The organism is Tardiphaga sp. OK246 (genome assembly GCF_900188215.1).
Classification (GTDB): domain Bacteria; phylum Pseudomonadota; class Alphaproteobacteria; order Rhizobiales; family Xanthobacteraceae; genus Tardiphaga; species Tardiphaga robiniae.
Window position 1 is genome coordinate 540,933 of sequence record NZ_FZOX01000004.1, and the last position, 21,669, is coordinate 562,601.

Genomic DNA, 21,669 nt, shown 5'->3' on the forward strand with positions numbered 1-21,669 from the left:
GTCATGGCGTCCTGCCTACCCTACGGCGCCCATGTCCGCGCCAATGGCATTCGACAACATTATCTCAGATTCGGCGGAAGCGGGCCTGTCGTGATTGTTGTCCCGGGAATCTCGACCACGGCGGCGCAATGGGCTTTTGTCGCGGAGCGACTTTGTGGAGGCCGCGACATCTATGTTCTTGATGTCCGCGGCCGCGGCCTCTCCGAAAGCGGGCCGCATCTCAACTACTCGCTCGATGCCTGTGCGTCCGACCTCGTCGCATTCGCAGATGCGCTCGGCATCGAACGATACACGATATTGGGTCACTCCATGGGGGCACGCATCGGCATACGTGCCTCGCGCTGGCGACCGTCGTCCATCGAGCGTCTGATCATGGTGGACCCACCTGTCTCGGGACCCGGACGGCGCGCCTATCCGATTCCGATCGAGCCGATTCTCAGATTGCTCTACGGCGCGCAGCGCGGGGAGGTCGATATGGCGCTGCGCGGTCCTGATGCGCCGAAATGGTCGGAGAGGCATATAAGAACGCGGGCCGAGTGGCTGCACACCTGCGACGAGCGTGCCTTGATCGAAAGCCACAAGGGCTTTCATCACGACGACGTCCACTTCGATCTCGGCAATCTCGACGTTGCCGCCGCATTGATCGTCGCCGGCAGAGGCGGCGTCATTCGAGCCGAAGATGAAGCCGAAATCCGCCGGCTGCTGCCATCCATCGCGATCCGGCGCCTGGATGGCGCCGGTCATCAGATGCAGATCGACGATACCGAGGGATTCCTCGCTATCGTCGAAGAACTTCTCGCGCCGCTGCGCTTCCAGCAGCTCGATGTGTCCACTTATCGCTAACAGGAGTCTGTCATAATGTCTCGACAACGCGTTGATGTTGAAATGCTCGATCTGTTCAAGGCCGAGCTCGAACTCTGCAAGGTCAAGAAGGGTGAGGTCGTGGTCGTGCTGAGCGGCGGCGAGGACCAGCCGGAATATGCCCAGACTTTCATGCTGGCTGCGCAGAGCCTTGGCGCAACGACCTTTCATCTCAACGTGCCGAAATACGGTCAGAGCAAAGTCGCTGGCCAGCAGGGTCGGCACGCGCTCACAGGTATTCAACTTGCCATCGATACGCTCAAGCGCGCGGATATGGTCGTCGATCTGCTTGGTCTGCTGTTCTCCAAGGAGCAGGCTGAAATCCAGGAGGCCGGTGCGCGCATCCTGCGCGTGATGGAGCCTTTCCATATTCTCAAGAAGATGTTCCCGACCGAGGATCTACGCCGCCGCACCGAACTGTCGCGCAAGCTGCTGCAGTCGGCGAGCAAGATGCGCATCACGTCGCCCGGGGGAACGGACGTGACCTACGGGCTGAAGCAGTATCCGGTCATTTCGGAATATGGCTACACCGATGAGCCCGGCCGCTGGGATCATTTCCCGTCGGGTTTCGCCTTTACGCAAGCCACGGACGGCGATGTCAACGGCACGGTGGTTCTGATGCCCGGCGATATCCTCTGCGCGTTCAAGCGCTATATCCAGTCACCGGTCACGCTGACGGTGAAGGAGGGTTACATCGTCGATATCCAGGGTGAGGGCACTGATGCGATCCTTATCAAGAACTATATCGATAGCTTCGGCGATCCGCGCGGTTGGGCGATCGCACATATCGGCTGGGGCTCCAACGAGCGTGCCCAGTGGCATCACATCGCCGCCTCACAACAACTATCCTCGGAGCACATCATGAACGCGCTCTCGTTCTATGGAAACGTGCTGTTTTCTACCGGTCCGAATTCGGAGCTCGGCGGCACCAACGATACGCCGTGTCATCTCGACATCCCCCTTCGTGGCTGTAGTTTGTGGCTCGATGACATCCACATCCTGGACAAAGGCGAATTTGCCTATCCGGAGTTGAGGGCACCCGGCCGATAGGCCCCGGACGTGATCATTCGGCGGACTTCGAGCGATCGAAGCCCGCCGGAAGAATTTAGCCTCTCAGCCAGATTGCCAAGACATGCCAGCGCCGATTTCAGTATCGAACGAATACACCGCAGGCCAGCGCTATGCGATCATGATCTCGGCTATGCTGGGATACATTCTCGATTTCTATGATGTGCTGATCTTCCCGTTTCTGCTTCCCGCCATCCAGCGCTCGATGTCCCTGTCGCTGACGGAGGTGGGGTCGCTGCAGGCGCTGACACTGTTTGGATCGGCGATCGGAGGCGCGCTGTTCGGCGTCGTCGGTGACCGGTTCGGGCGAAAGACGTCGCTGCAGTTGACGATCATCCTGTTTTCCGTCGCGGCGCTCGTTTCCGCGTTCGCATGGAATTACTGGTCGCTTGCAATCCTTCGACTGATCACGGGTATCGGCCTCGGCGGCGAATATGGCGTCGGCATGGTTCTGTTCAACGAGGCCTGGAAGAAAGGAAGCCGTGGTTTCGGTGCGGCGGCACTTCAGGGATGCGCCGTGATTGCGTCGTCGACCGCGTCGATCGTCGGCATCTGGTTGATTGCAACCTTCAGCGATGAGTGGAGTTGGCGAATTGGTCTCCTCACCGGTGGTGCCCCGATTCTCCTCACCATCTTCATTCGGTTCTTCATGCCGGAATCCAAGATCTGGCAGGAATATGATGCCGAGCGCCGCGCCGGTCGCGATATGGCAAAGCCGCAAACGCTGCCGCTTGCGGACATTTTCCGCAACGGACTGGCACGCCAAACCATCGTGGCATTCGTCTGGATGATGAGCTACATGCTCTGCTACTACAGCGTCGTCTCGTTCATCCCGACGCTCCTGCTGCGCGACATGCATACGCCGGGAGACGTCGTCCGGACCACTGCCGTCCTGTTGTCCGTCGTGAGCGGTCTCTGCTATCTCGCCAACGGCTTCTTCAACGATCGCGCCGGTCGCCGGGCAGGAGCGATCGTGCCGGCGCTGTTCTGGGTCGGATCTCTGCTCGGCATGGCAATGTGGGGCAGCCAGCTTTACGCGGGATCGAAGACCGAGTGGCCGATGTTCTGGCTCTATATTGCATTCGGCATGGGCAATGTCGCACTCGGGGTTACCGGAGTGTGGATCTCTGAACTCTACCCGGTCAATCTGCGCGCAACCGCAGTGTCGACCTTCTATATGGGTGGCCGCGGGCTCGGTAGCATTGCGCCGGTGGTCGTACCGCTCGTGGCGGCGCATCTCGGCGGCGGCCTCATCAATGGCATGGTAGCCGTCGCGTTGCCGGCCGCGGCCGTCTTCATCGTCGCGTCGATGCTGTTGCCCGAGACCCTGGGCCGCGACTTGTCCGCCAAGGGTTTCGAGGCGGATACGGATGTCGAAGCGACAGCGGTCATTACGGATGCCGCTTCGGTATCCCGTTTGTAGCGCTTCGCACCGGCGAGAACGGGGCGGCCTCAGCTGTCATGCGACTTCTCTTTCGCGCCCGTTTCTGACTCGTTGTCTGATGTCAGAAAGACCATCCGGCCTGTCGCTAGGAGGCGGTTCTCTCGATTGAAAACGGACCCATCCACGGTGGCCAGGGTGCGCCCGAAGTGGAGCACGCTCGCATCGACCATCAATTCCGATTCTAAGCCCGGTCGCAAAAAATCGACCCGCATATCGACTGTTTGCGCCGGCCTGCCGAGCAGTGTCGCGACCGCATATGATCCGGCCGTGTCCAGAAGCGTCGCCAGGATGCCGCCATGCGCGAAGCGACGGTCGGGATTGGAGATGAATTCGTCCCGCCAGGGAGACGCCAGCCGGATCTGTCCGGCGGTTGCATGAACAACCGTCAAGCCCATCCAGTTCGCGAGATGGTTGCGCGACAGGCGACTCTGTAGCTCACCCGGAGTGAGTTGCATGGGGCGGTCGGACATCAGGGCTTCGGCCTATCAAGGATGTGCGGAAAGTAAGTCCGGCACTATCTCAGGATCACTTTTTTCAGAAGAGCCGTCAGCGTTGCATGTTCGCTTGGAGACAGCGGCGAAAACGTCTTCCTGGATATCTTCTTGACCGCTGCGATGGCTTCGTTGGCGATCGCCCGGCCGGCTTCCGTCAGATCGATGGCGACGCGGCGGCGATCGAGAGGATCGACGATGCTTTCGATCAGGCCGCGGTTCTTCAGCCGGTTGACCACCCCCGTGATGGTCGCCGAGTCGTAGTGGATGAGGCGACCGAGATAATTCTGCGAGCAAGGCCCGACTTCCTTGAGCTTTGCCAGTGTGGAGAACTGCGGGGCGGTGAGGCTGTCGATCATATTCGCGGTGAAAACCGTCGTGTGGGTCTTCAGTGCCACGCGCAACAGAAATCCGGGTTGATCGTCGAGCCCATAGGACGCCTCCGGGTCCGGAGCGTCACTATCCACGTGTGTCTTCCTTGACGATGCAATGGTCATCGGGCTCCCGCGCCTGTCGAAAAAGGCTGCGCAAGCTCTTTGAGACCTGACAACCGGTATATTGGCATCTCTACCTCATTTATTCGCTTGCTTGCAAGTTGTGCGCTTGCGAACAAGTTTTGTGCTTGCATACGAGTGATAGTCAAAATATCGTCTTGTTTGATAAAAGTCGGTGGAAGCGTCTTGCCCGGACGGATATGTGCGTCCGGAGCCCGAAGCACGGGATGTGCCCGGCCGCCGATGTTTGTTTGATCACTCGACGGGGTAGCTCACGATGCGCAAAATTGCAGGAATCGCCTTCGCCAGTCTCGCTCTCGCCGGTTCTTGCGCCTATGGCGCAGATGAACCGTTTCCCACCAAGCCGATTACCTTGACCGTCAATTACGGAGCCGGCGGCGGTTCGGATGCAATTGCGCGTGCGCTTGGAAAGGCACTCGAAAAGCCTCTGAGGCAACCTGTGACGATCGAGAACGTGGCGGGAGGCGCCGGCACGCGCGGCGTCACGGCCGTCGTGACGGCGGAGCCCGACGGCTACCAGATAGGTGTCGCGACCAACAGCCCGATGACAATCGCCGTTCATTCGGTCAAGGGACTGCCTTGGGGAGACCCCGGCACCTACGATATCCTGGGCGGCATCGGCATCGTCCACAATGCCGTCTGCATTCAGGCCGACTCGCCGTTCCAGACCTTGGACGACGTGGTGAACTATGCACGCCAGAATCCCGGCAAACTGAAGGTCGCCAGCATCGCCGGCGGCATCAATCAGTACACCTGGGACGCCTTCGCCAAAAAGGCCAATATCAATATCAGGTTCGTGCCCTATAGCGGCGATGCCGATGGCGTGGCGTCGTTTCTCGGCAAGAACACCGAACTCGCGGCGCTCACATGGCCAGGCCTGAAGGCGCAGGTTGAGGTCGGTAAGGCACGGCCTCTGGCGGTGTTCGGCCCTGAGCGGATGGCCACGAATCCGAATGTCCCGACCTTCAAGGAACTGGGGTACGACGTCGTCACCACCAGTGACTACGTTGTCTACGCTCCAAAGGGGATTCCCGAGGCCAAGCGAAGCGTCTTGGTCGAGGCCGTCAAGCAGGCGGTGTCGGATCCAGACTTCAGGCGTGTGCTGGTTGCCCAGAATATTCAAGTCAAGTTCACCGATAGCCAAGAGATGATCCGGCAGTTCACAGAGGTCTTCCGCGGCACTGCGCCGTCCGCGCAGGCTGGAAAGTAGGCCGCAGATGGTCGATGCGACAGCAATTGACGTCGATGCTCCGGCATCGACCAAAGGATCGCAGCTGACGTCGCTGATCCTGACCGCTGCAGGCCTCTTCTATCTGTATCAGTCTCTCCAGCTTTCCATGGGAGATCCCCTGGGCACTGGTGTCGGTGCGATGCCCGCGCTTGTCGCCGTCTGCTGGGTGGCGTTCGGCGTGTTCGTGACGGTCCGAAATCGCCCTGCTGCCGACGTCGGTCCGTGGCCTAGGGGGCGATTGGCGCTGCGCGTCGGATATTCGCTGCTTCTGTGCATAGCCTTCATCGTGGCGCTGCCCGTCTTCGGAGTTTTCCTGACGACGGCAGTCTTTCTTCTCCTGATGGCACGGCTGGTCGACGCGACCTGGAAGAATGCATGCATCGTGGCCGTGACAATGCCGATCGCATTCTGGGTCGTCTTCTCCCTCGGCTTGAAAGTGTCGCTTCCTTACGGCGTGCTTCTCACCACCATTTTCAGGAACTGATGATGGATCTGCTCGCTCATATGTTCGGCGGCTTCGCAGTCGCGCTTCAGCCTGTCAATATCGGCGCCGCACTGCTGGGCGCGCTGGTCGGTACGGCAACCGGCGTCTTGCCCGGTCTTGGCGTGCTTGGCGCCATGGCCATCCTGATGCCGATCACGGTGCACTTCTCCGCAGTAACTGGTCTGATCATGTTGGCCGGCATCTATTACGGGGCCATGTACGGTGGGTCGACCACGGCCATCCTCCTCAAGATTCCGGGCGAGGGTGGATCAATCGTCACCACCATCGACGGCTACGAGTTCGCGCGGAAGGGACGAGCGGGCGCCGCCCTGATGATCTGCGCCGTCGGATCCTTCATCGCCGGCACGATCAGCATTGTCGGGCTTAGCCTGTTCATGACGATCCTGGCCGATCTCGCGTTGCACTTTTCGTCTCCGGAATTCTGCCTCCTGGCGCTGCTTGGCGGGCTGACGCTGGTGCGTATCACAGGCAGCGATCCGGCGCAGAACATGTTGATGCTTCTGATCGGCGTCGCGCTGGCAACGATCGGCGTCGATGCTGTGGGTGGCGACACGCGTTTCACGTTTGATACAAATAGTCTCGCACTGGGATTCGATCTCGTTCCGGTAACGTTGGGTCTTTACGGGCTGAGCGAGCTCTTTCATGTCGTCGCCTCCAACAAGGGATTTCCGCGTGCCGAAACCGTACGCTTGCGTGACATGATTCCAACGCGCGCCGAATGGTCGCGCGCATGGCCCGCCATCGTGCGCGGCTCGGGCATCGGATTCCTGATTGGTCTACTACCAGGACCGGGATCGCTGACCTCGACATTCGCGTCCTACGGAGTCGAGAAGGCGATCGCGCGAAAGCATCGAGATGAATTTGGCCAAGGAGCCATCGAGGGATTTGCCGGGCCTGAGGCCGCCAACAATGCCGTTGCGACTTCGGCTCTCGTGCCGGTGCTGAGCCTTGGCATTCCATTCACGCCCAACGTCGCATTAATGCTCGGAGCTTTGATCGTTCAGGGCATCCAGCCAGGACCTTTGCTGCTCTCGCAGCATCCGGACGTGGTGTGGGGACTGCTTGCTTCGATGTATATCGGAAATATCGCGCTGCTCGCATTGAACCTGCCGCTCGTGGGCATCTGGGTCCGCCTGCTACGGGTGCCGCAATATGCCCTGATCGGATTCATCTTCGCTATCAGCTTCATCGGCGTCTACACGATGCGTAGCAGCTACTGGGATCTTTGCGTTCTGGTCGGCTTCGGTGCAGTCGGCGCCGTCCTACGCCAGATCGGTTTCGATCTCGCTCCGCTGGTCCTTGGGATTGTCATCGGTCCGATTTTCGAGAAATCGATGCGCGAAACGCTGTTTCTCAGTGGGGGTGACCTGTCGATTTTCGTCACCCGACCGATCAGCGCCACGTTGTCCGTCCTCTGCGTCGTAGCGGTCGTCGGACCATCAATTGCAGCGATCATCAAGCGAAACGTCAGTCCCGCAAAGCCAGCATAACAAACAGTTCCGATCCATCACGGCTGTGGCTCACGCCGCATCCGTGCGGCGCTGCATGGAGGAAATTGGATGCAATATCCAGGCGAGAAACATTACCCGGAGAGCGTGCGGTGGAACGAGCCCATCAAGGCGTGCCTCGTGTCCGACCTGCTTGAAACGTCAGCACGAACGTTCGCAGATCGTCCTGCGATCGAATTTCGCGATCGGCAGATCACCTATTTCGAGCTGAATGCCAGAGTGGCCGAAGCCGCGACAGCGTATCTGCGCGATGGTCTCGCGCAGAACACCACGATCGGACTGTTTCTCGGAAATACGCCAGATCACCCGATTAATTTTTTCGGCGCGTTGAAGGCGGGTGCGCGTATCGTGCACCTCAGCCCGCTGGACGGCGAGATCACGTTGAAGCACAAACTGTCCGACAGTGGTGCGCGCGTCGTTGTCACCAGCAACCTGTCATCCATCCTCCCGCGGGCGCTCCAGTTTCTAGAGGCGGGTGTCATCGATCGCATCATCGTTTGCGAAGACGAAGCCTGGGGCGAGACGAAGAACACGCTGGCATCCTACGACCAGCGGGCGCAGATCGTTACCTACCGGGAGTTCGTTGCTGGAGCCCAGCAGCCTGCGCACTGGCCAGTCATCGAGCTCGATGACGTCGCACTGCTTCAATATACCGGAGGAACGACCGGCTTGCCCAAAGGCGCGATGCTCTCGCATCGCAATCTGACTGCTGCGGTGTCGATCCGGGAAGTCTGGACGCGATCCTTCCGGAGAAAGCGGAACGCCGCGGAGCGGGTGATCTGCGCCCTGCCTCTGTTTCACATCTATGCGTTGACTCTCATCCTCATGAAGCGGCTGCGTTACGGTGATCTCATCTCATTGCATCAGCGTTTCGATCTCGACGAGGTTATGCGCGATATCGAGGTCAAGCGCGCGACGGTATTTCCCGGCGTGCCGACCATGTGGATCGCCATCACCGGTCTGCGAGATCTGGACCGCCGCGATCTCTCGTCATTGGCCTATTGCAGTTCCGGCGGTGCGCCGCTTCCGGTGGAGGTCGCTGCGATCTTCGAGTGTAAGACCGGTATCCGCTTGCGTAGCGGTTGGGGCATGACGGAAACATGCTCGCCGGGCACGACGCATCCATCAAGCGGTCCGGACAGGCCGGGCTCGATCGGCCTGATGCTGCCGGGCATCGAAATCGACATCGTTGCGCATGACGATCCGTATCGCGTTCTGCCCGTCGGGGAGGTTGGCGAATTGCGTATCCGCGGACCAAACGTCACGAATGGCTACTGGAAGCGTGACGAGGATCGGTCCGAATGGTTCATCGGCGATCGCTTCCTGACCGGAGACATCGGCTACATGGACGCAGATGGCTGGTTCTATCTGGTCGATCGCAAGAAGGATCTCATCATCTCAGGCGGCTTCAATGTGTATCCGCAGCTGATTGAACAGGCGATCTACACCCATCCTGACGTCAAGGAAGTCCTGGTCATCGGCATTCCGGATGAATATCGCGGAGAAGCTGCCAAAGCCTACGTCACGCTACGGCCCGGAGCTGCGCGCTTCGGCATCGACGACCTGCGCGCCTTCCTAACCGGCAAAATCGGCAAGCACGAATTGCCAGCAGCAGTCGATTTCATCGACGAGCTGCCGCGCACCAATGTCGGCAAGCTGTCCCGGCAGGCGCTCCGCGATCAACTCTCGTCCCGTTCTGCTTAAAATGGAAGTTATCCTATGACTGATGCCGTTATCGTATCGACTGCGCGTACGCCGATTGGAAAGGCCTATCGCGGCGCGCTGAACAACACCGATGGTGCCACGCTGCTGGGCGAAGCGATCAAGGCGGCAGTGATGCGCGCCCAGGTCGATCCGGGCGACATCGAGGACGTGGTCATGGGCGCCGCCATGCAGCAGGGCACGACGGGCGGCAACATCGCCCGCAAGGCGTTGCTCCGCGCGGGCCTTCCAGTGTCCGTGTCGGGTACGACAGTCGATCGCCTGTGCGCATCGGGACTGCAGGCCATCGCCATCGCCGCACGCTCGGTGATCCATGACGGCGTGCAGATTGCGGTCGGCGGTGGCGGCCAGTCGATCAGCCTGGTGCAGAACGAACATGCCAACACATATCGCGCCGTCGATTCCGTATTGATGGAGATGAAGCCGGACATCTATATGCCGATGCTCGACACCGCCGAGGTGGTCGCCAGTCGCTATGCGATCTCGCGAGACCGCCAGGACGAGTATTCCTTCGACAGCCAGATGCGCACTGCGTCGGCCCAGGCCAGCGGAAAATTCGACGACGAGATCGTGCCACTGTCGACCACGATGTCGGTGGCGAACAAGGAGACGAAGGAAACTAGCCTGAAAGACGTCGCGTTCTCGCAGGACGAGGGACCGCGTCCGGATACGACGCAGGACGGGCTCGCCAAGCTGAAGCCGGTGCGCGAGGGCGGCAGCATCACGGCCGGCAATGCCAGCCAGTTGTCAGACGGCGCAAGCGCCATGGTGATCATGAGCGACCAGGAAGCGGCGCGGCGTGGTCTGAAGCCGCTCGGCATTTTCCGCGGCTTCGTGTCGGCAGGCTGCGAGCCGGACGAAATGGGTATCGGCCCCGTCTACGCCGTCCCGCGCCTCCTCGCGCGTCACGGCCTTGGCATCGATGATATCGACCTGTGGGAGCTCAACGAAGCCTTTGCGGTTCAGGTGCTCTACTGCCGAGACAAGCTCGGCATTGACCCTGCGAAACTGAACGTCAATGGCGGAGCCATTTCCATGGGGCATCCCTATGGGATGAGCGGCGCGCGCCTGGCGGGTCATCTCCTGATCGAAGGCCGCCGCCGCAAAGCCAAATACGGCGTCGCCACCATGTGCGTGGGCGGCGGCATGGGAACCGCCGGCTTGTTCGAGATCGTCCACTGATCCGAGCCCCTGTTAAAGCATTGCGCAGCGATGTGGGGCCGACTGGGCCGGACAGTGCTGCGCGCAAAACTAATATAGTCCTGATCGGAGAATTAAATTGAGCGAACTCGTCAAGCTCGCGGTGGTCGATCGTTGCGCGGTGATTACCATCGACGCGCCGCCGGTGAATGCGTTGAGCGCGGCCGTTCGCCGCGGCATCCTCGATAACGTCAAAGCCGCAGATGCGGACGCTGCGGTCGATGCCATTGTGATCGCCTGTGCCGGACGCACATTCGTCGCCGGCGCGGACATCACCGAATTCGGCAAGCCGCCGCAGCCGCCGGCCCTCAATGAGGTGATCGCCGGCAACGAGAGCTGCAGCAAGCCCGTGATTGCTGCGATCCATGGCACCGCGCTCGGCGGCGGCCTTGAACTCGCGCTCGGTTGTCATTTTCGCGTCGCCGTCAGCAGTGCCAAGCTCGGCCTTCCCGAGGTCAAGCTCGGTCTGCTGCCCGGCGCCGGTGGCACCCAGCGCCTGCCGCGCGCGGTCGGCCCGGAATTTGCCGTCAAGATGATCGTGACCGGCGAACCGATCGGCGCGGTCGAGGCGCTTGAGCACGGCCTGATCGACGATATTGTCGAGGACCCAGTGGATGGCGCAGTTGCCTTCGCGAAGAGCGTCGTTGCCGAACGGCGCCCGTTGCGGCTGCTGCGCAATGACGATTCAAGGCTCGCGGCCGCCCGGGCGGATCGTTCGCTTTTCACGGCCGCCGCAGCGGCAGCAACAAAGAAGGGGCGCGGCATGAATGCGCCGCTGGCATGCGCCGAGGCCGTGAGCTGGACCCTCGATACGCCATTCGACGAGGCGTTGAAGCAGGAGCGCGAGAGCTTCCTGAAGCTGGTCGCCGACGATCAGTCCAAGGCGCAGCGCCATGCCTTCTTTGCCGAGCGTGAAGCAATCAAGATTCAGGGCGTGCCGGATGGCGTGAAGCCGCGCCCGGTCGAGCGCGTCGCCATCATCGGCGCCGGCACCATGGGTGGCGGCATCGCCATGTCCTTCGCCAATGCCGGCATTCCGGTGACCCTGATCGAGACCGGGGAAGCGCAACTGACCCGCGGCCTCGACATGATACAGAAGACCTGGGAGGCCACGGCTGCCCGCGGCGGCATCGCGGCGGATGAGCCGGCCAAGCGGATGGCGCTGATCGACGGCAAGGTCGGTCTCGAACACGTCAAGGACGCCGATCTCGTCATCGAAGCCGTGTTCGAAACCATGGCGATTAAGAAAGAAGTATTTACCGCCATAGATGCCCATGCTCGACCCGGCGCGGTGCTCGCCACAAATACCTCCTATCTCGATATCAACGAGATCGCGGCCGTCACGAAGCGCCCGCAGGACGTGCTGGGTATGCACTTCTTCTCGCCAGCCAATATTATGAAGCTCTGCGAGGTCGTGCGCGCCGAGAAGACCGCGACCGATGCCCTCTTGACGGCAACAACGCTGGCCAAGCGCATGCGGAAGACACCGGTTGTCGTCGGCGTCTGCCACGGCTTCGTCGGCAACCGCATGCTGGCCGTTCGAGGCCTGCAAGGCGAAGCTCTGCTCAAGAGCGGCGCGCTTCCCGAACAGGTCGATCGCGTGCTCACGCGCTTCGGGCTGCCCATGGGACCGTTCGCCATGGGCGATCTCGCGGGTCTCGATATAGGCTGGCGCTCGCGCCAGGACCGCGGCGTCCGCTGGGATATCGCCGACGCCATCTGCGAAGCCGGTCGCCTCGGTCAGAAGACCTCAAAGGGTTATTACAAATACGAGCCAGGCTCGCGTGCGCCTATCTCCGATCCGGAGGTGGAAAAAATCATTGATGAGACGTGCAGGCGCCTCGGCCTGACGAGACGCGCGATCGGTGACCAGGAAATCATGGAGCGCATGATCTATCCGATGATCAACGAGGGCGCGCGCATCCTCGAGGAGAATATCGCGGCCCGCCCTGGCGACATCGATGTGATCTGGCTCTACGGTTACGGCTGGCCGATCCATCGCGGCGGTCCGATGTTCTATGCTGATCTCGTCGGTCTCAAGACGATCGTCGAACGTCTCGAGTTCTATGCGGAGACCCTGAACGAGCCTGCGTTGAAGCCAACCGCTCTGCTCGCGCGTCTGGCGCGAGAGGGCGCATCCTTTACATCGCTCAATGTCGCAAATTCGCGCGGCTGACGGATTTCCGCCGAGGAATTAAGACGCCATCACGTGCTCAGGCTGCTCGCGCTGCAAGTCGCGCGAGCAGCCTCGCAGCAGAGAACAATGCGCCGAACAATAACTGACGACGATCTGAGCAAACTTTGGTCACTCGTAGGCAAGCACTAAGCTTGTGCACGAGCAAATTTCAAATTAGCCTTCTGTGAAATGTCAATTGGCAGTAACTCGGGGATTTAAGAACATGAATAAGCTTCTCGCTGTTTTTCTCCTGACGGTTTCCACCAGCGGCGCATTTTCAAGCGCCGTAGCCGCCGAAAAGATCAACGTCCTGCTGCCGCAGCGCAACGCGAACGAGGCGATCGCGCCGTTCATCGCAGCGAAATATCTCGGTTACCTCGAAAAGGAGGGGCTGGAGGTCGACTATATCCTGGCCGCAGGATCTAACGAGGTCGCGATCCAGGTCGCCACGGGCAACGCTCCGATCGGTTGGGCCAGTCCGGCGCAGGCCGTGATCGCCATGCAGGAGGGCGCAGCGGCTCCCTTGGACCTGCGCTACTTCTCTAGCGTCGAATATCGCAACATCTGGTCTCTTTCGGTTCCGGCCGATAGCGCGATCCAGTCCGTTGCAGAACTCAGAGGCAAGCGCATCGGCGTGACGGCGCTCGGCAGCGCGGGCATGAACTACGGCAAGGCTTATCTTCGCGCTGCGGGGCTGAACCCGGACCGCGATGTCACCTTCATTCCGATCGGCGCGGGCGGGCAGGCGATCGCGGCTATGAAGCAGAAAGTGGTCGATGCGATCGTGTTCTGGGAGACTGCGAACGTCACGTTCGAACTCGCCGGCTGGCCGGTCAGGCAGCTGAAAATCGAGGACAAGCTCGCCAAGCTTCCGGACGTCTCGCTTCTGGCGACCAACGATACGATCAAGAAGAAGCCGAAACTCCTCGCCGGATTCGGCCGCGCGTTGTCAAAGGGCCTCGATTTCTGCCTGGCCAACCGGGTGGCTTGCGTCCTGATGACGTGGAAGGTCTATCCGGAAACCAAGCCTGCCGAAGGCAGCGCGGAGCAAAAGATGGAACGCGGGTTGAAGATGGCGTCCTCTTGGGATTTTTGGATAGATCCCGAGGTCGGCGATAAGCGCGGCGTTTTCATCGAAACGCGGTGGAAGGATCTAAGCGATTTCTTGCTGCAGGGCGGCCAGATTGCAAAGCCAATTCCGACGTCGCGCATGTTCACCAGCGAGCTGGTCGATCAAATCAATGATTACGATCGGGCAGAAATCGCAAAGCAAGCCAAGGCTTTCGATCTGAAAACGCTGCGGTAGCGCGCAGCAAATCCGATATCGCCGCCGCGCGAGCGCGCACAACCTTCATCAAACGAACGAGATACATGCATGCTGATGTCTCCCGCAAGAGAGGCCGATAGGCTGGCGCATCCGGACCGGACGCTTATCAGGGTCGAGAATATCGAGAAAAAATTCGCCACCCATTCGGGCGAGGTCGTGACCGCACTTGAAAGGGTTAATCTCGACATCAAGGAGAACGAGTTCGTTTCGGTCGTGGGACCGAGCGGATGCGGAAAGACGACGCTGCTGCGCATACTGGCCGGATTGACCTCGGTGACGTCGGGGGCCGTGAATTTCGATGGCGAGATTCTGCGTGGCCCGCGGTCCGACGTCGGCATCGTCTTTCAGCAGGCGCTATTGCTGCCGTGGAATACCGTGCTCGATAACGTACTGCTGTCGCCACACCTGAAGAAGGACCGATCAGAGGCGACCAGACGGCGCGCTGAGCGCTGGCTGGCTTTTATGGGACTTGCAGATTTCGCCAAGAAGTATCCGTTCGAGCTATCGGGAGGTATGCAGCAGCGCGTTGCGATTTGCCGTGCGCTGATGCGGGAGCCTAAAGTTCTTTTGATGGACGAACCGTTCGGCGCGCTCGACGCCATGACGCGTGAATCGCTGAATGTCGAATTGATGCGTGTGTGTTCCGAAGAGAAGAAAACCGTCCTGTTCATCACCCACAGTATTCCGGAGGCCGTCCTACTCGGTGACCGCGTGGTTGTTATGTCGCCCCGACCTGGCCGCATCTCGGATGTCATCGACGTCGATATCGAGCGGCCACGCAGCCTCAAGACGATGGCCGACAATCGCTTCGGTGAGATTTGTGATCGAATAAGGACAATTTTCGGTTCGGACGCGCCGACGGGGGCATCACTATGAACAACAAGTATGCGGATCCGCTAATTGCCCGAATTCAGATGATTGCTTTTGCCATTGTCCTCCTCGCGGTTTGGGAGGCGATCTGCCGGTTTGGCCACGTCTCTCCATTGGTGGTCCCGGCCCCCAGCGGTGTAGTCGTGAGACTTTACGCGTTGCTGAGCGAGGGGACGATGTGGCCGCATTTGATGGTCACATTGACGGAGATTCTAGTCGGTTTCGGTGTTGGAATCGCGTCCGGGCTTGTCGTCGGGGCGTTGGTGTCCATGGTGCCAGTGATCGAGAAATTCGTCTATCCGTATCTGGTTGCAATGCAGACCGTTCCAAAGGTCGCGATTGCGCCGCTTCTCGTCATTTGGTTCGGCTATGGATTGACCTCGAAGGTCGTCATTACGGCCCTGATCTGCTTCTTCCCGATCCTGGTGAGCGTAATCTCCGGTTTCAATTCCACAGATCGCGATCAACTTGACATGATGAAGGCCTATGGCGCGACCAAACTGCAAACCCTGATTCGCCTTCGCATCCCTTCCGCGCTGGTCCTGATCTTCGCAGGCCTCGAGATTGCGTCCGTGCTGGCGGTGATCGGCACGATCGTCGGCGAATTCGTGGGCGCGCAGGCTGGCCTCGGCTACTTGATCATGAGTTACAATTTCAATCTCGATATCACGGGCGTGTTCGCGATCCTGATTGTCCTGTCTGCGATCGGCATGGTTCTGCACAGCATCACGCGCTTCGCCGGGCGTCGGTATATTTTTTGGATCCGGCGCGAGCAGCCGGCGGTGATGCCGCACTAGATCGCGTTCGAGCCGTCAAATCCTACAGATCGCAGATGCGCTCCCGTGACAAAGGGGGTGTCAAAGCATGGTTGCGGGCCGTCGCCCGCCGAATTCGGAGTCGTTGGTGTTATGGATCTGAGCTTTACGGCCGAGGAAATCGCATTTCGTGACGAAGTCCGCACGTTCTTCGATGAGAATGTCGGTTCGGCGGTGCGCGCCAAACTGATGGCGACCCGGCATGTCAGCAAGGACGAGCTGGTCACCTGGCAGCGCGTGCTGAACAGGAAAGGCTGGGGCGTACCGCACTGGCCTGTCGAATATGGCGGCACCGGTTGGAGCGCGGTGAAGAAGTATATTTTCCTGGAGGAATTGCAGAAGTACCCCGCACCGTCACCGCTGCCATTTGGTGTCAACATGGTCGGTCCCGTCATCTACACATTCGGCAACGACGATCAAAAGAAGCACTATCTGCCGCGCATTGCCAATATGGACGACTGGTGGTGCCAGGGCTTTTCCGAGCCAGGCGCGGGCTCGGACCTTGCGTCGTTGAAAACCACCGCGAAGAAGAACGGCGACACCTGGATCGTCAATGGGCAAAAAACCTGGACGACCCTCGGTCAATATGCCGACTGGATCTTCTGCCTCTGCCGCACCGATCCCGCTGCCAAGAAACAGGCGGGCATCTCCTTCATTCTGATCGACATGAAGTCGAAGGGCATCACCTGCCGCCCGATCCAGATGATCGACGGCGGCGCCGAGATCAATGAAGTCTTCTTCGATGATGTCGTCGTTCCGGCCGAGAATCTCGTCGGTGAAGAGAATAAGGGCTGGGACTATGCCAAATTCCTGCTTGGCCACGAACGGGTCAATATCGCTCGTGTCGGCGTTTCCAAGGCGCGCATCCGCGGGATCAAGGAACTGGCATCTCGGACCATCGCTGGTGGACGGCCACTGATCGAGGATCCGCAGTTCCGCCAGAAGCTTGCCGCCACAGAGATCGAGCTGAAGGCACTCGAACTGACGCAGATGCGCGTCGTCGCCGCTGAAGGCAAGCACGGCAAGGGCAAGCCGGATCCGGCTTCCTCGATCCTCAAGATCAAGGGTTCGGAAATCCAGCAGACTCTGACCGAATTGCTGCTCGAAGTCGCAGGTCCCTTCGCGGCGCGATACGCACCGGAAGGCGAGGGGCAGAACGAAGAGGACGACTGGGCCTCGCCGATCGCGCCGACCTATTTCAACTACCGCAAAGTGTCGATCTATGGCGGCTCCAACGAGATCCAGCGCAACATCATCGCGAAAGCGGTGCTGGGGCTGTGATCTGACCACACGACGCCATCCCGGGGCGTGCGCGCACTTGCGCGAGCGAACTTGGAATCCCGACGTGGCCTGGCATCTCAGAGACTCTCATCTCGAGATTCCAGGTTCGCGACCGGCAAGGGTCGGACGCGCCCCGGAATGACCCGATGCTGCATTTCAAGGAAATGGAAAATGGATTTTGATCTCTCCGAGGAGCAGCGCCTCCTCAAGGACAGTGTCGACGGCCTGTTGAAGTCGTCCTACGATTTCGAGGCCCGCAAGAAATACCGCGCCGAAAAGGGCGGCTGGAGCCGTGACGTCTGGGGCAAGTTCGCCGAACAGGGCCTGCTAGGCCTGCCGTTCAGCGAGGATGACGGCGGCTTCGGCGCCGGCCCGATCGAAGCCATGATCGTGATGGAAGCGCTCGGCCGCAATCTCGTCATCGAGCCCTATCTCGACACGGTGGTCATCGGTGGTGGCTTCCTCCGTCGGGCATCATCTGAGCAGCGCGCCGCGCATCTGCCGGGCGTAATCGACGGTTCGAAGACGCTGGCCTTTGCGCAGCTCGAGAAGAATTCGCGCTACGACCTCGGCGACGTCACCACTTCGGCCCAGAAGAACGGTGCGGGCTACACATTGTCCGGCGAGAAATTCGTCGTCGGCCATGGCGATACGGCTGACACGCTGATCGTTACCGCGCGCACCGCCGGTGGCCAGCGCGATGCCAAGGGCGTCGGCGTGTTCCTGGTGCCGGCCAATGCCAAAGGCGTAGATATCCGCGGCTACGAGACCCAGGACGGCAGCCGCGCCGCCGACATCAAGCTCAACAATGTCGAGGTCGGCGCTGACGCTGCGGTCGGCAATGCCGAAGACGGCCTATCTGTTGTCAACCATGTGGTAGATGATGCCCGCATCGCGCTCTGCGCTGAGGCGGTCGGTGCGATGGAAGAGGCGCTGAAGATTTCGGTCGAATACCTCAAGGAGCGCAAGCAGTTCGGCGTGGCAATTGGCTCGTTCCAGGCTCTGCAGCACCGCGCCGCCGATATGTTCACCGCGCTGGAGACTGCGCGCAGCATGTCCTATCTGGCCTCCATGGCATCCAGTTTCACCGATTTAGACGAACGCACGAAGACGGTTGCTGCCGCCAAGGTGCAGATCGGCCGCTCGGGGCGCTTTGTCGGCCAGGGCGGCGTGCACCTCCATGGCGGCGTCGGCGTAACTATGGAGTATAAGATCGGCCACTACTTCAAACGGCTCACGATGATCGAGAGTCAATTCGGAGATGCCGATTTCCATCTAGCGCGGGTCGCCGCGATGGACGGGCGGATTGACTAGCATAGGATGGTGGCTTTCTCAGGACAGCGGCCTGTGAGCGCTGACCTTTAGTGGGATGTTAGAGCTGTTCGCCAATCAACGACTAAACATCAAAGATCGGCGCTATGCTTTGAGCGTATGCTTTGGTCCCTCACCTGAACCGTAGCAGTCATTCCAACGACCAAACCGTCGACATCTTCTCTCTTGATACGAATTCGGACCGGAATGCGCTGTGCCAGCCTGACCCATGAGAAAGTCGGATTGACGCTGGCAAGCATGCTTGCTCCCGAACTCCGGTCCCGGTCCTCGATCCCTCCAGCGGTGCTTTCGACTTGCCCGTGCAAAATCGCTCCGCCCATCAGTCTTACATCGACGACATCGCCGACATGGATGCGTGGCAATTTTGTTTCCTCAAAATAACCTTCGACCCGCACGGTATCGGTGTCAATCAGGGCCATGATGCCGCGCCCTGCGGCAAGGTAGGCGCCGGGTCGCAAATCGAAATTGGTCACACGTCCATTAGCGGGCGCGCGAATTTCCGAGCGATCGAGATTGAGCCGTGCGATATCGAGGTCAGCGACCGATTGGCTATAGGCTGCCTTGGCCTGCAGGTCCGCCGCGCGGATCGTCTCGCGCTGCTGCTGCGACACGACGCCTTCGCTTAGCTTTTCGTATCGTGTGCGATCGCTGGCAGCCCTCTCGGCCGCGGCTTCGCGGTTAGCCAAGGCGGCCTCCGCCTGTCGGACCGCGAGGCGGAATCGTTTGGGATCCAGCCGCAGCATGATGTCGCCCTTGCGGACAAGTTGATTGTCTCGGATCAGCACCTCTTCAACGAGACCAGAAACATCGGGCGCAACGGCGATGATGTCGGCGCGAACGCGGCCGTCTCGGGTCCAAGGGGCTGTCTCGTAGTGCTCCCACATGCCTATACCGATCGGTGTTGCGACGCTCACTGCCAGTGTGGTGATCAGAATTCGCGGAAGAATTGAACCCATTGTCGTCATGACGGCAGCCTTCCCAGAATGGCGTAGGAGATATTGATCAGGATTACGAAGATGGCGAAGTCGAACAGCGCCGGGTGCCACGCAAATTTCCGGATATCGATGACGGCGAATTTGCGGCTCGTCGCGGATGCCATGAAGCAGATGGCAAGCGCACAAACACAGGCCAAAGCGAAAGTCGGCACATATACGCCTGCGACGGAGAATTCCTCGTTCATCGAATGGCCTCTTCGGATGAGAAAGCACGGGCATGTGGAAACAACGTGCGACGCAGGCCCACCAGAGCGAGCTGCCGTCGTGTGGGGATCTTGTGTTTGCCGATCTCGGCGCATAGCGCGCTGTCGATCGCTGTCAGAAGGGCTTGAGCGTCGTCGGGTTTTAGCTCCGCAATGCCACGCGCATGCCAGCGGAATGCGCGCGACAGCAGTGGCAGAAGCTTCGAGACATCGCCGCCGGTCTGGGCATCCCCGCGGATTGTGCATTGCTTCAAAGCGAGCAGATCAAGGCCGATCTGCAGCGCGGCCAGCGAGCGGCGCCCTTCCACCGCGATGTCGGTGCCGGAGGCGGCCAGGCGGGGGATGACCAGGCCAAAGCGATCGAGCATGATGCCGACCCATTGCGCGCGGATCATCGGCCGGCGTGCTGCGGCCAGCCTCGCCAGATCGGACCAACCCTGGCGCAGCAGGCGGTGCGCCGCGCGTGATGCCGATAACGAACGCAGCCAGCGTATCGCCATGAATGCTGCCAGCAGCCCGACAAGCGCGGCTGCATTGCCGTTGATGAATACGCTGAAGTCTGCGCTGAATTTGTTTTGTAGATCGAGCGCGCTGATCAGGCCGAGGCCGAGCGCCAGCGCCTTGATGAAATGGCGGGGATTGGCCTGCAGATAGCCGATGACGAGAAAAGTCGGCGCCAGCGAGAATACCAGCATCGGGAAACCGGTGATTGCCGGGAAAATCACGAACAGGTAGATGGCGGCGAGCGGCAGGCATGCCAGCGTCCATAGCGCGTAGGAGATCAGGGTCGGCGCGGGGTCGTCGAGGCTGCTGTAAAGTGCGGCGGCGATCGCGGCGATCTGCGCGGCAACACCGCCTTCCGGCCATGCCGTTGCGATCCAGACCGCGCAGCAGCCGAGCACCGCGACGACGAGAGCGGCGACCGACAAAGCGGCGAGGCCGGGATCGCGATGCAGGTGCCGGCGCGCATGTCGATGCGGGAATTTGGCTTTGCTCTTCCGTGCTGAGCCCTGGGAGGGGCCGTGCAGCGCTGCGCATAGGCCATGGGCGGAGGCCAGCGCGTCGATCAAGATAGCCAACCTCGCGACCGTCCCAGCTTCGAGAAGGCGATCCCATTCGCTGCGATCGTAGCCGCTGGCTGCTTCGAACCGCTCGCATCTGCCGATCAATTCGTCCGCATCCCCCGGGGATCGATCCGGATTCTGCGTCCAGCCGGCAAGGTCTGCCAGCAGGCCGTTGAGCTTCGCCGAGCGCCGCTCGCCCAAGGCGGTGAGACCGTCCTCAACTGCAAGCAGCATCGGCAGGACCAATGCGAGCTGGTCCTGCACAGCGCCGATAGTGCGCTGGTCCGGCTTCCTCGCGGCGGTGTCATAGCGCAGATGCATCGACAGCATGTCGAGTTGGGTGATGTCGGCGGCCAGCTTCCAGCGACCGGTATCCATGTTGGCGGAACGCGCTGACAGCACATCGGTCGTCCGAGCGAAGGCGTCGGCGACTGCGGCGCCCAGTGTTTTCAGAACAGGGCTTGAGATATCGCTCGGGAATAGCAGCGTATGCACCAGCGTTGCGCAACTGATGCCGAGCAGGATTTCCTCAACCCGCGACAGCGCGGTATCGAACACCATGGCCGGCGCGCTCACGCTGGAAAAAGCGACGGTAGTGGCGGTGTAGCCAGCCAGCAGGAAGACATAGCTGCGCGGGCTGCGGTCCTGCAGGGAGATATAGAGGCATAGCCCGGCCCAAGCGGTGACCGCGACCGACAACAGGACCGGCTGATCGACTAGGACCGGTACCAGCGCCAGAGCGGCGCAGGCGCCTAGCAATGTCCCGAGAAACCGATAGACGGCGCGAGACCGGACTGCCCCGGCGAATGGCTGCGCGGTTAGATAGACGGTAAGCATCGCCCAATAGGGCCGCTGCAATCCGAGACGAAAGGCGAGATAGATCGCGAGCATCGCCGCGATGAACGAATTCGCCGAGAACAGTGCCCATTTGGGGTCGAGTTGGCCGGGTGATGCGGCGGCAAAAATCCGAGACAGAAGTGATTGCGGCATGGTCCTGATCGTCCGTGAGGCATCCGGACCATAGGCGTTGCTGTCTCGCAATGATTTCGATAGTCTACCAA

The 21,669-nt window shown here is 60.5% G+C and carries 19 protein-coding genes; 14 read left to right on the forward strand and 5 right to left on the reverse strand.

From position 1 onward, the window contains the following. Positions 1–3: 3 nt before the first annotated feature. The 3 genes from CHC01_RS20890 to CHC01_RS20900 all read left to right on the forward strand — a co-directional run bounded on the left by CHC01_RS20890 (position 4) and on the right by CHC01_RS20900 (position 3,352). Positions 4–843 (forward strand): alpha/beta fold hydrolase, encoded by an 840-nt coding sequence (locus CHC01_RS20890; protein WP_089266282.1) that lies wholly within the window; start codon positions 4–6, stop codon positions 841–843. Between the two features lie 15 nt (positions 844–858). Next, positions 859–1,911 (forward strand): 2,5-dihydroxypyridine 5,6-dioxygenase NicX family protein, encoded by a 1,053-nt coding sequence (locus CHC01_RS20895; protein WP_089266130.1) that lies wholly within the window; start codon positions 859–861, stop codon positions 1,909–1,911. Positions 1,912–1,993: 82 nt separating this feature from the next. Further along, positions 1,994–3,352, forward strand: a complete 1,359-nt coding sequence (locus tag CHC01_RS20900) for an MFS transporter (RefSeq protein WP_244558453.1) — start codon at positions 1,994–1,996, stop codon at positions 3,350–3,352. 29 nt (positions 3,353–3,381) lie between these two features. Here the strand turns inward: CHC01_RS20900 and CHC01_RS20905 are convergent, their stop codons facing one another. Together CHC01_RS20905 and CHC01_RS20910 are read right to left on the reverse strand one after the other, a co-directional pair. Continuing rightward, positions 3,382–3,843: a PaaI family thioesterase gene (locus tag CHC01_RS20905; protein ID WP_089266131.1), complete on the reverse strand. Its 462-nt coding sequence runs from the start codon at positions 3,841–3,843 to the stop codon at positions 3,382–3,384. Between the two features lie 44 nt (positions 3,844–3,887). Then, the gene (locus CHC01_RS20910) at positions 3,888–4,331 is read right to left on the reverse strand and encodes a MarR family winged helix-turn-helix transcriptional regulator (RefSeq protein WP_244558454.1); all 444 of its coding nucleotides are present in this window, start codon (positions 4,329–4,331) and stop codon (positions 3,888–3,890) included. A 304-nt stretch (positions 4,332–4,635) separates the two neighbouring features. Here CHC01_RS20910 and CHC01_RS20915 point away from each other — a divergent pair, with 304 nt between their 5' ends. The 11 genes from CHC01_RS20915 to pimD all read left to right on the forward strand — a co-directional run bounded on the left by CHC01_RS20915 (position 4,636) and on the right by pimD (position 18,328). Beyond that, positions 4,636–5,589 carry a Bug family tripartite tricarboxylate transporter substrate binding protein gene (locus CHC01_RS20915; RefSeq protein ID WP_089266133.1) on the forward strand — a complete coding sequence of 318 codons (954 nt, stop codon included), beginning with the start codon at positions 4,636–4,638 and terminating at the stop codon, positions 5,587–5,589. A 7-nt stretch (positions 5,590–5,596) separates the two neighbouring features. After that, a complete protein-coding gene (locus tag CHC01_RS20920) occupies positions 5,597–6,094 on the forward strand; it encodes a tripartite tricarboxylate transporter TctB family protein (RefSeq protein ID WP_089266134.1) in 498 nt (165 codons plus the stop codon). Between the two features lie 2 nt (positions 6,095–6,096). Beyond that, positions 6,097–7,605, forward strand: a complete 1,509-nt coding sequence (locus CHC01_RS20925) for a tripartite tricarboxylate transporter permease (protein WP_176454656.1) — start codon at positions 6,097–6,099, stop codon at positions 7,603–7,605. A 69-nt stretch (positions 7,606–7,674) separates the two neighbouring features. Next, positions 7,675–9,327 carry a dicarboxylate--CoA ligase PimA gene (gene pimA / locus CHC01_RS20930; protein WP_089266136.1) on the forward strand — a complete coding sequence of 551 codons (1,653 nt, stop codon included), beginning with the start codon at positions 7,675–7,677 and terminating at the stop codon, positions 9,325–9,327. 15 nt (positions 9,328–9,342) lie between these two features. Beyond that, positions 9,343–10,527: an acetyl-CoA C-acyltransferase gene (locus tag CHC01_RS20935; RefSeq protein ID WP_089266137.1), complete on the forward strand. Its 1,185-nt coding sequence runs from the start codon at positions 9,343–9,345 to the stop codon at positions 10,525–10,527. A gap of 97 nt (positions 10,528–10,624) precedes the next feature. Next, complete coding sequence (locus CHC01_RS20940; protein ID WP_089266138.1) at positions 10,625–12,721, forward strand: 3-hydroxyacyl-CoA dehydrogenase NAD-binding domain-containing protein; 2,097 nt, start codon at positions 10,625–10,627, stop codon at positions 12,719–12,721. 223 nt (positions 12,722–12,944) lie between these two features. Continuing rightward, entirely contained in the window at positions 12,945–14,027 is a 1,083-nt protein-coding gene (locus CHC01_RS20945; RefSeq protein WP_089266139.1) for an ABC transporter substrate-binding protein, read from the forward strand. A gap of 69 nt (positions 14,028–14,096) precedes the next feature. Continuing rightward, a complete protein-coding gene (locus CHC01_RS20950; protein ID WP_089266140.1) occupies positions 14,097–14,924 on the forward strand; it encodes an ABC transporter ATP-binding protein in 828 nt (275 codons plus the stop codon). 194 nt (positions 14,925–15,118) lie between these two features. After that, positions 15,119–15,715: an ABC transporter permease gene (locus tag CHC01_RS20955; protein WP_244558455.1), complete on the forward strand. Its 597-nt coding sequence runs from the start codon at positions 15,119–15,121 to the stop codon at positions 15,713–15,715. Between the two features lie 111 nt (positions 15,716–15,826). Then, entirely contained in the window at positions 15,827–17,014 is a 1,188-nt protein-coding gene (gene pimC / locus CHC01_RS20960) for a pimeloyl-CoA dehydrogenase large subunit (protein WP_089266142.1), read from the forward strand. 171 nt (positions 17,015–17,185) lie between these two features. Continuing rightward, positions 17,186–18,328 (forward strand): pimeloyl-CoA dehydrogenase small subunit, encoded by a 1,143-nt coding sequence (gene pimD, locus CHC01_RS20965; RefSeq protein ID WP_089266143.1) that lies wholly within the window; start codon positions 17,186–17,188, stop codon positions 18,326–18,328. Positions 18,329–18,417: 89 nt separating this feature from the next. Here pimD and CHC01_RS20970 read toward each other — a convergent pair whose 3' ends face one another. The 3 genes from CHC01_RS20970 to CHC01_RS20980 are packed head-to-tail and all read right to left on the reverse strand — an operon-like array spanning position 18,418 to position 21,598. Beyond that, on the reverse strand, positions 18,418–19,311 hold the full coding sequence (locus tag CHC01_RS20970) for an efflux RND transporter periplasmic adaptor subunit (protein ID WP_089266144.1): 894 nt from the start codon (positions 19,309–19,311) through the stop codon (positions 18,418–18,420). Next, complete coding sequence (locus CHC01_RS20975) at positions 19,308–19,526, reverse strand: DUF1656 domain-containing protein (RefSeq protein WP_089266145.1); 219 nt, start codon at positions 19,524–19,526, stop codon at positions 19,308–19,310. Before CHC01_RS20975 ends, CHC01_RS20970 begins: the two co-directional genes overlap by 4 nt. Further along, positions 19,523–21,598: an FUSC family protein gene (locus tag CHC01_RS20980; RefSeq protein ID WP_176454657.1), complete on the reverse strand. Its 2,076-nt coding sequence runs from the start codon at positions 21,596–21,598 to the stop codon at positions 19,523–19,525. Before CHC01_RS20980 ends, CHC01_RS20975 begins: the two co-directional genes overlap by 4 nt. Positions 21,599–21,669: the final 71 nt, after the last annotated feature.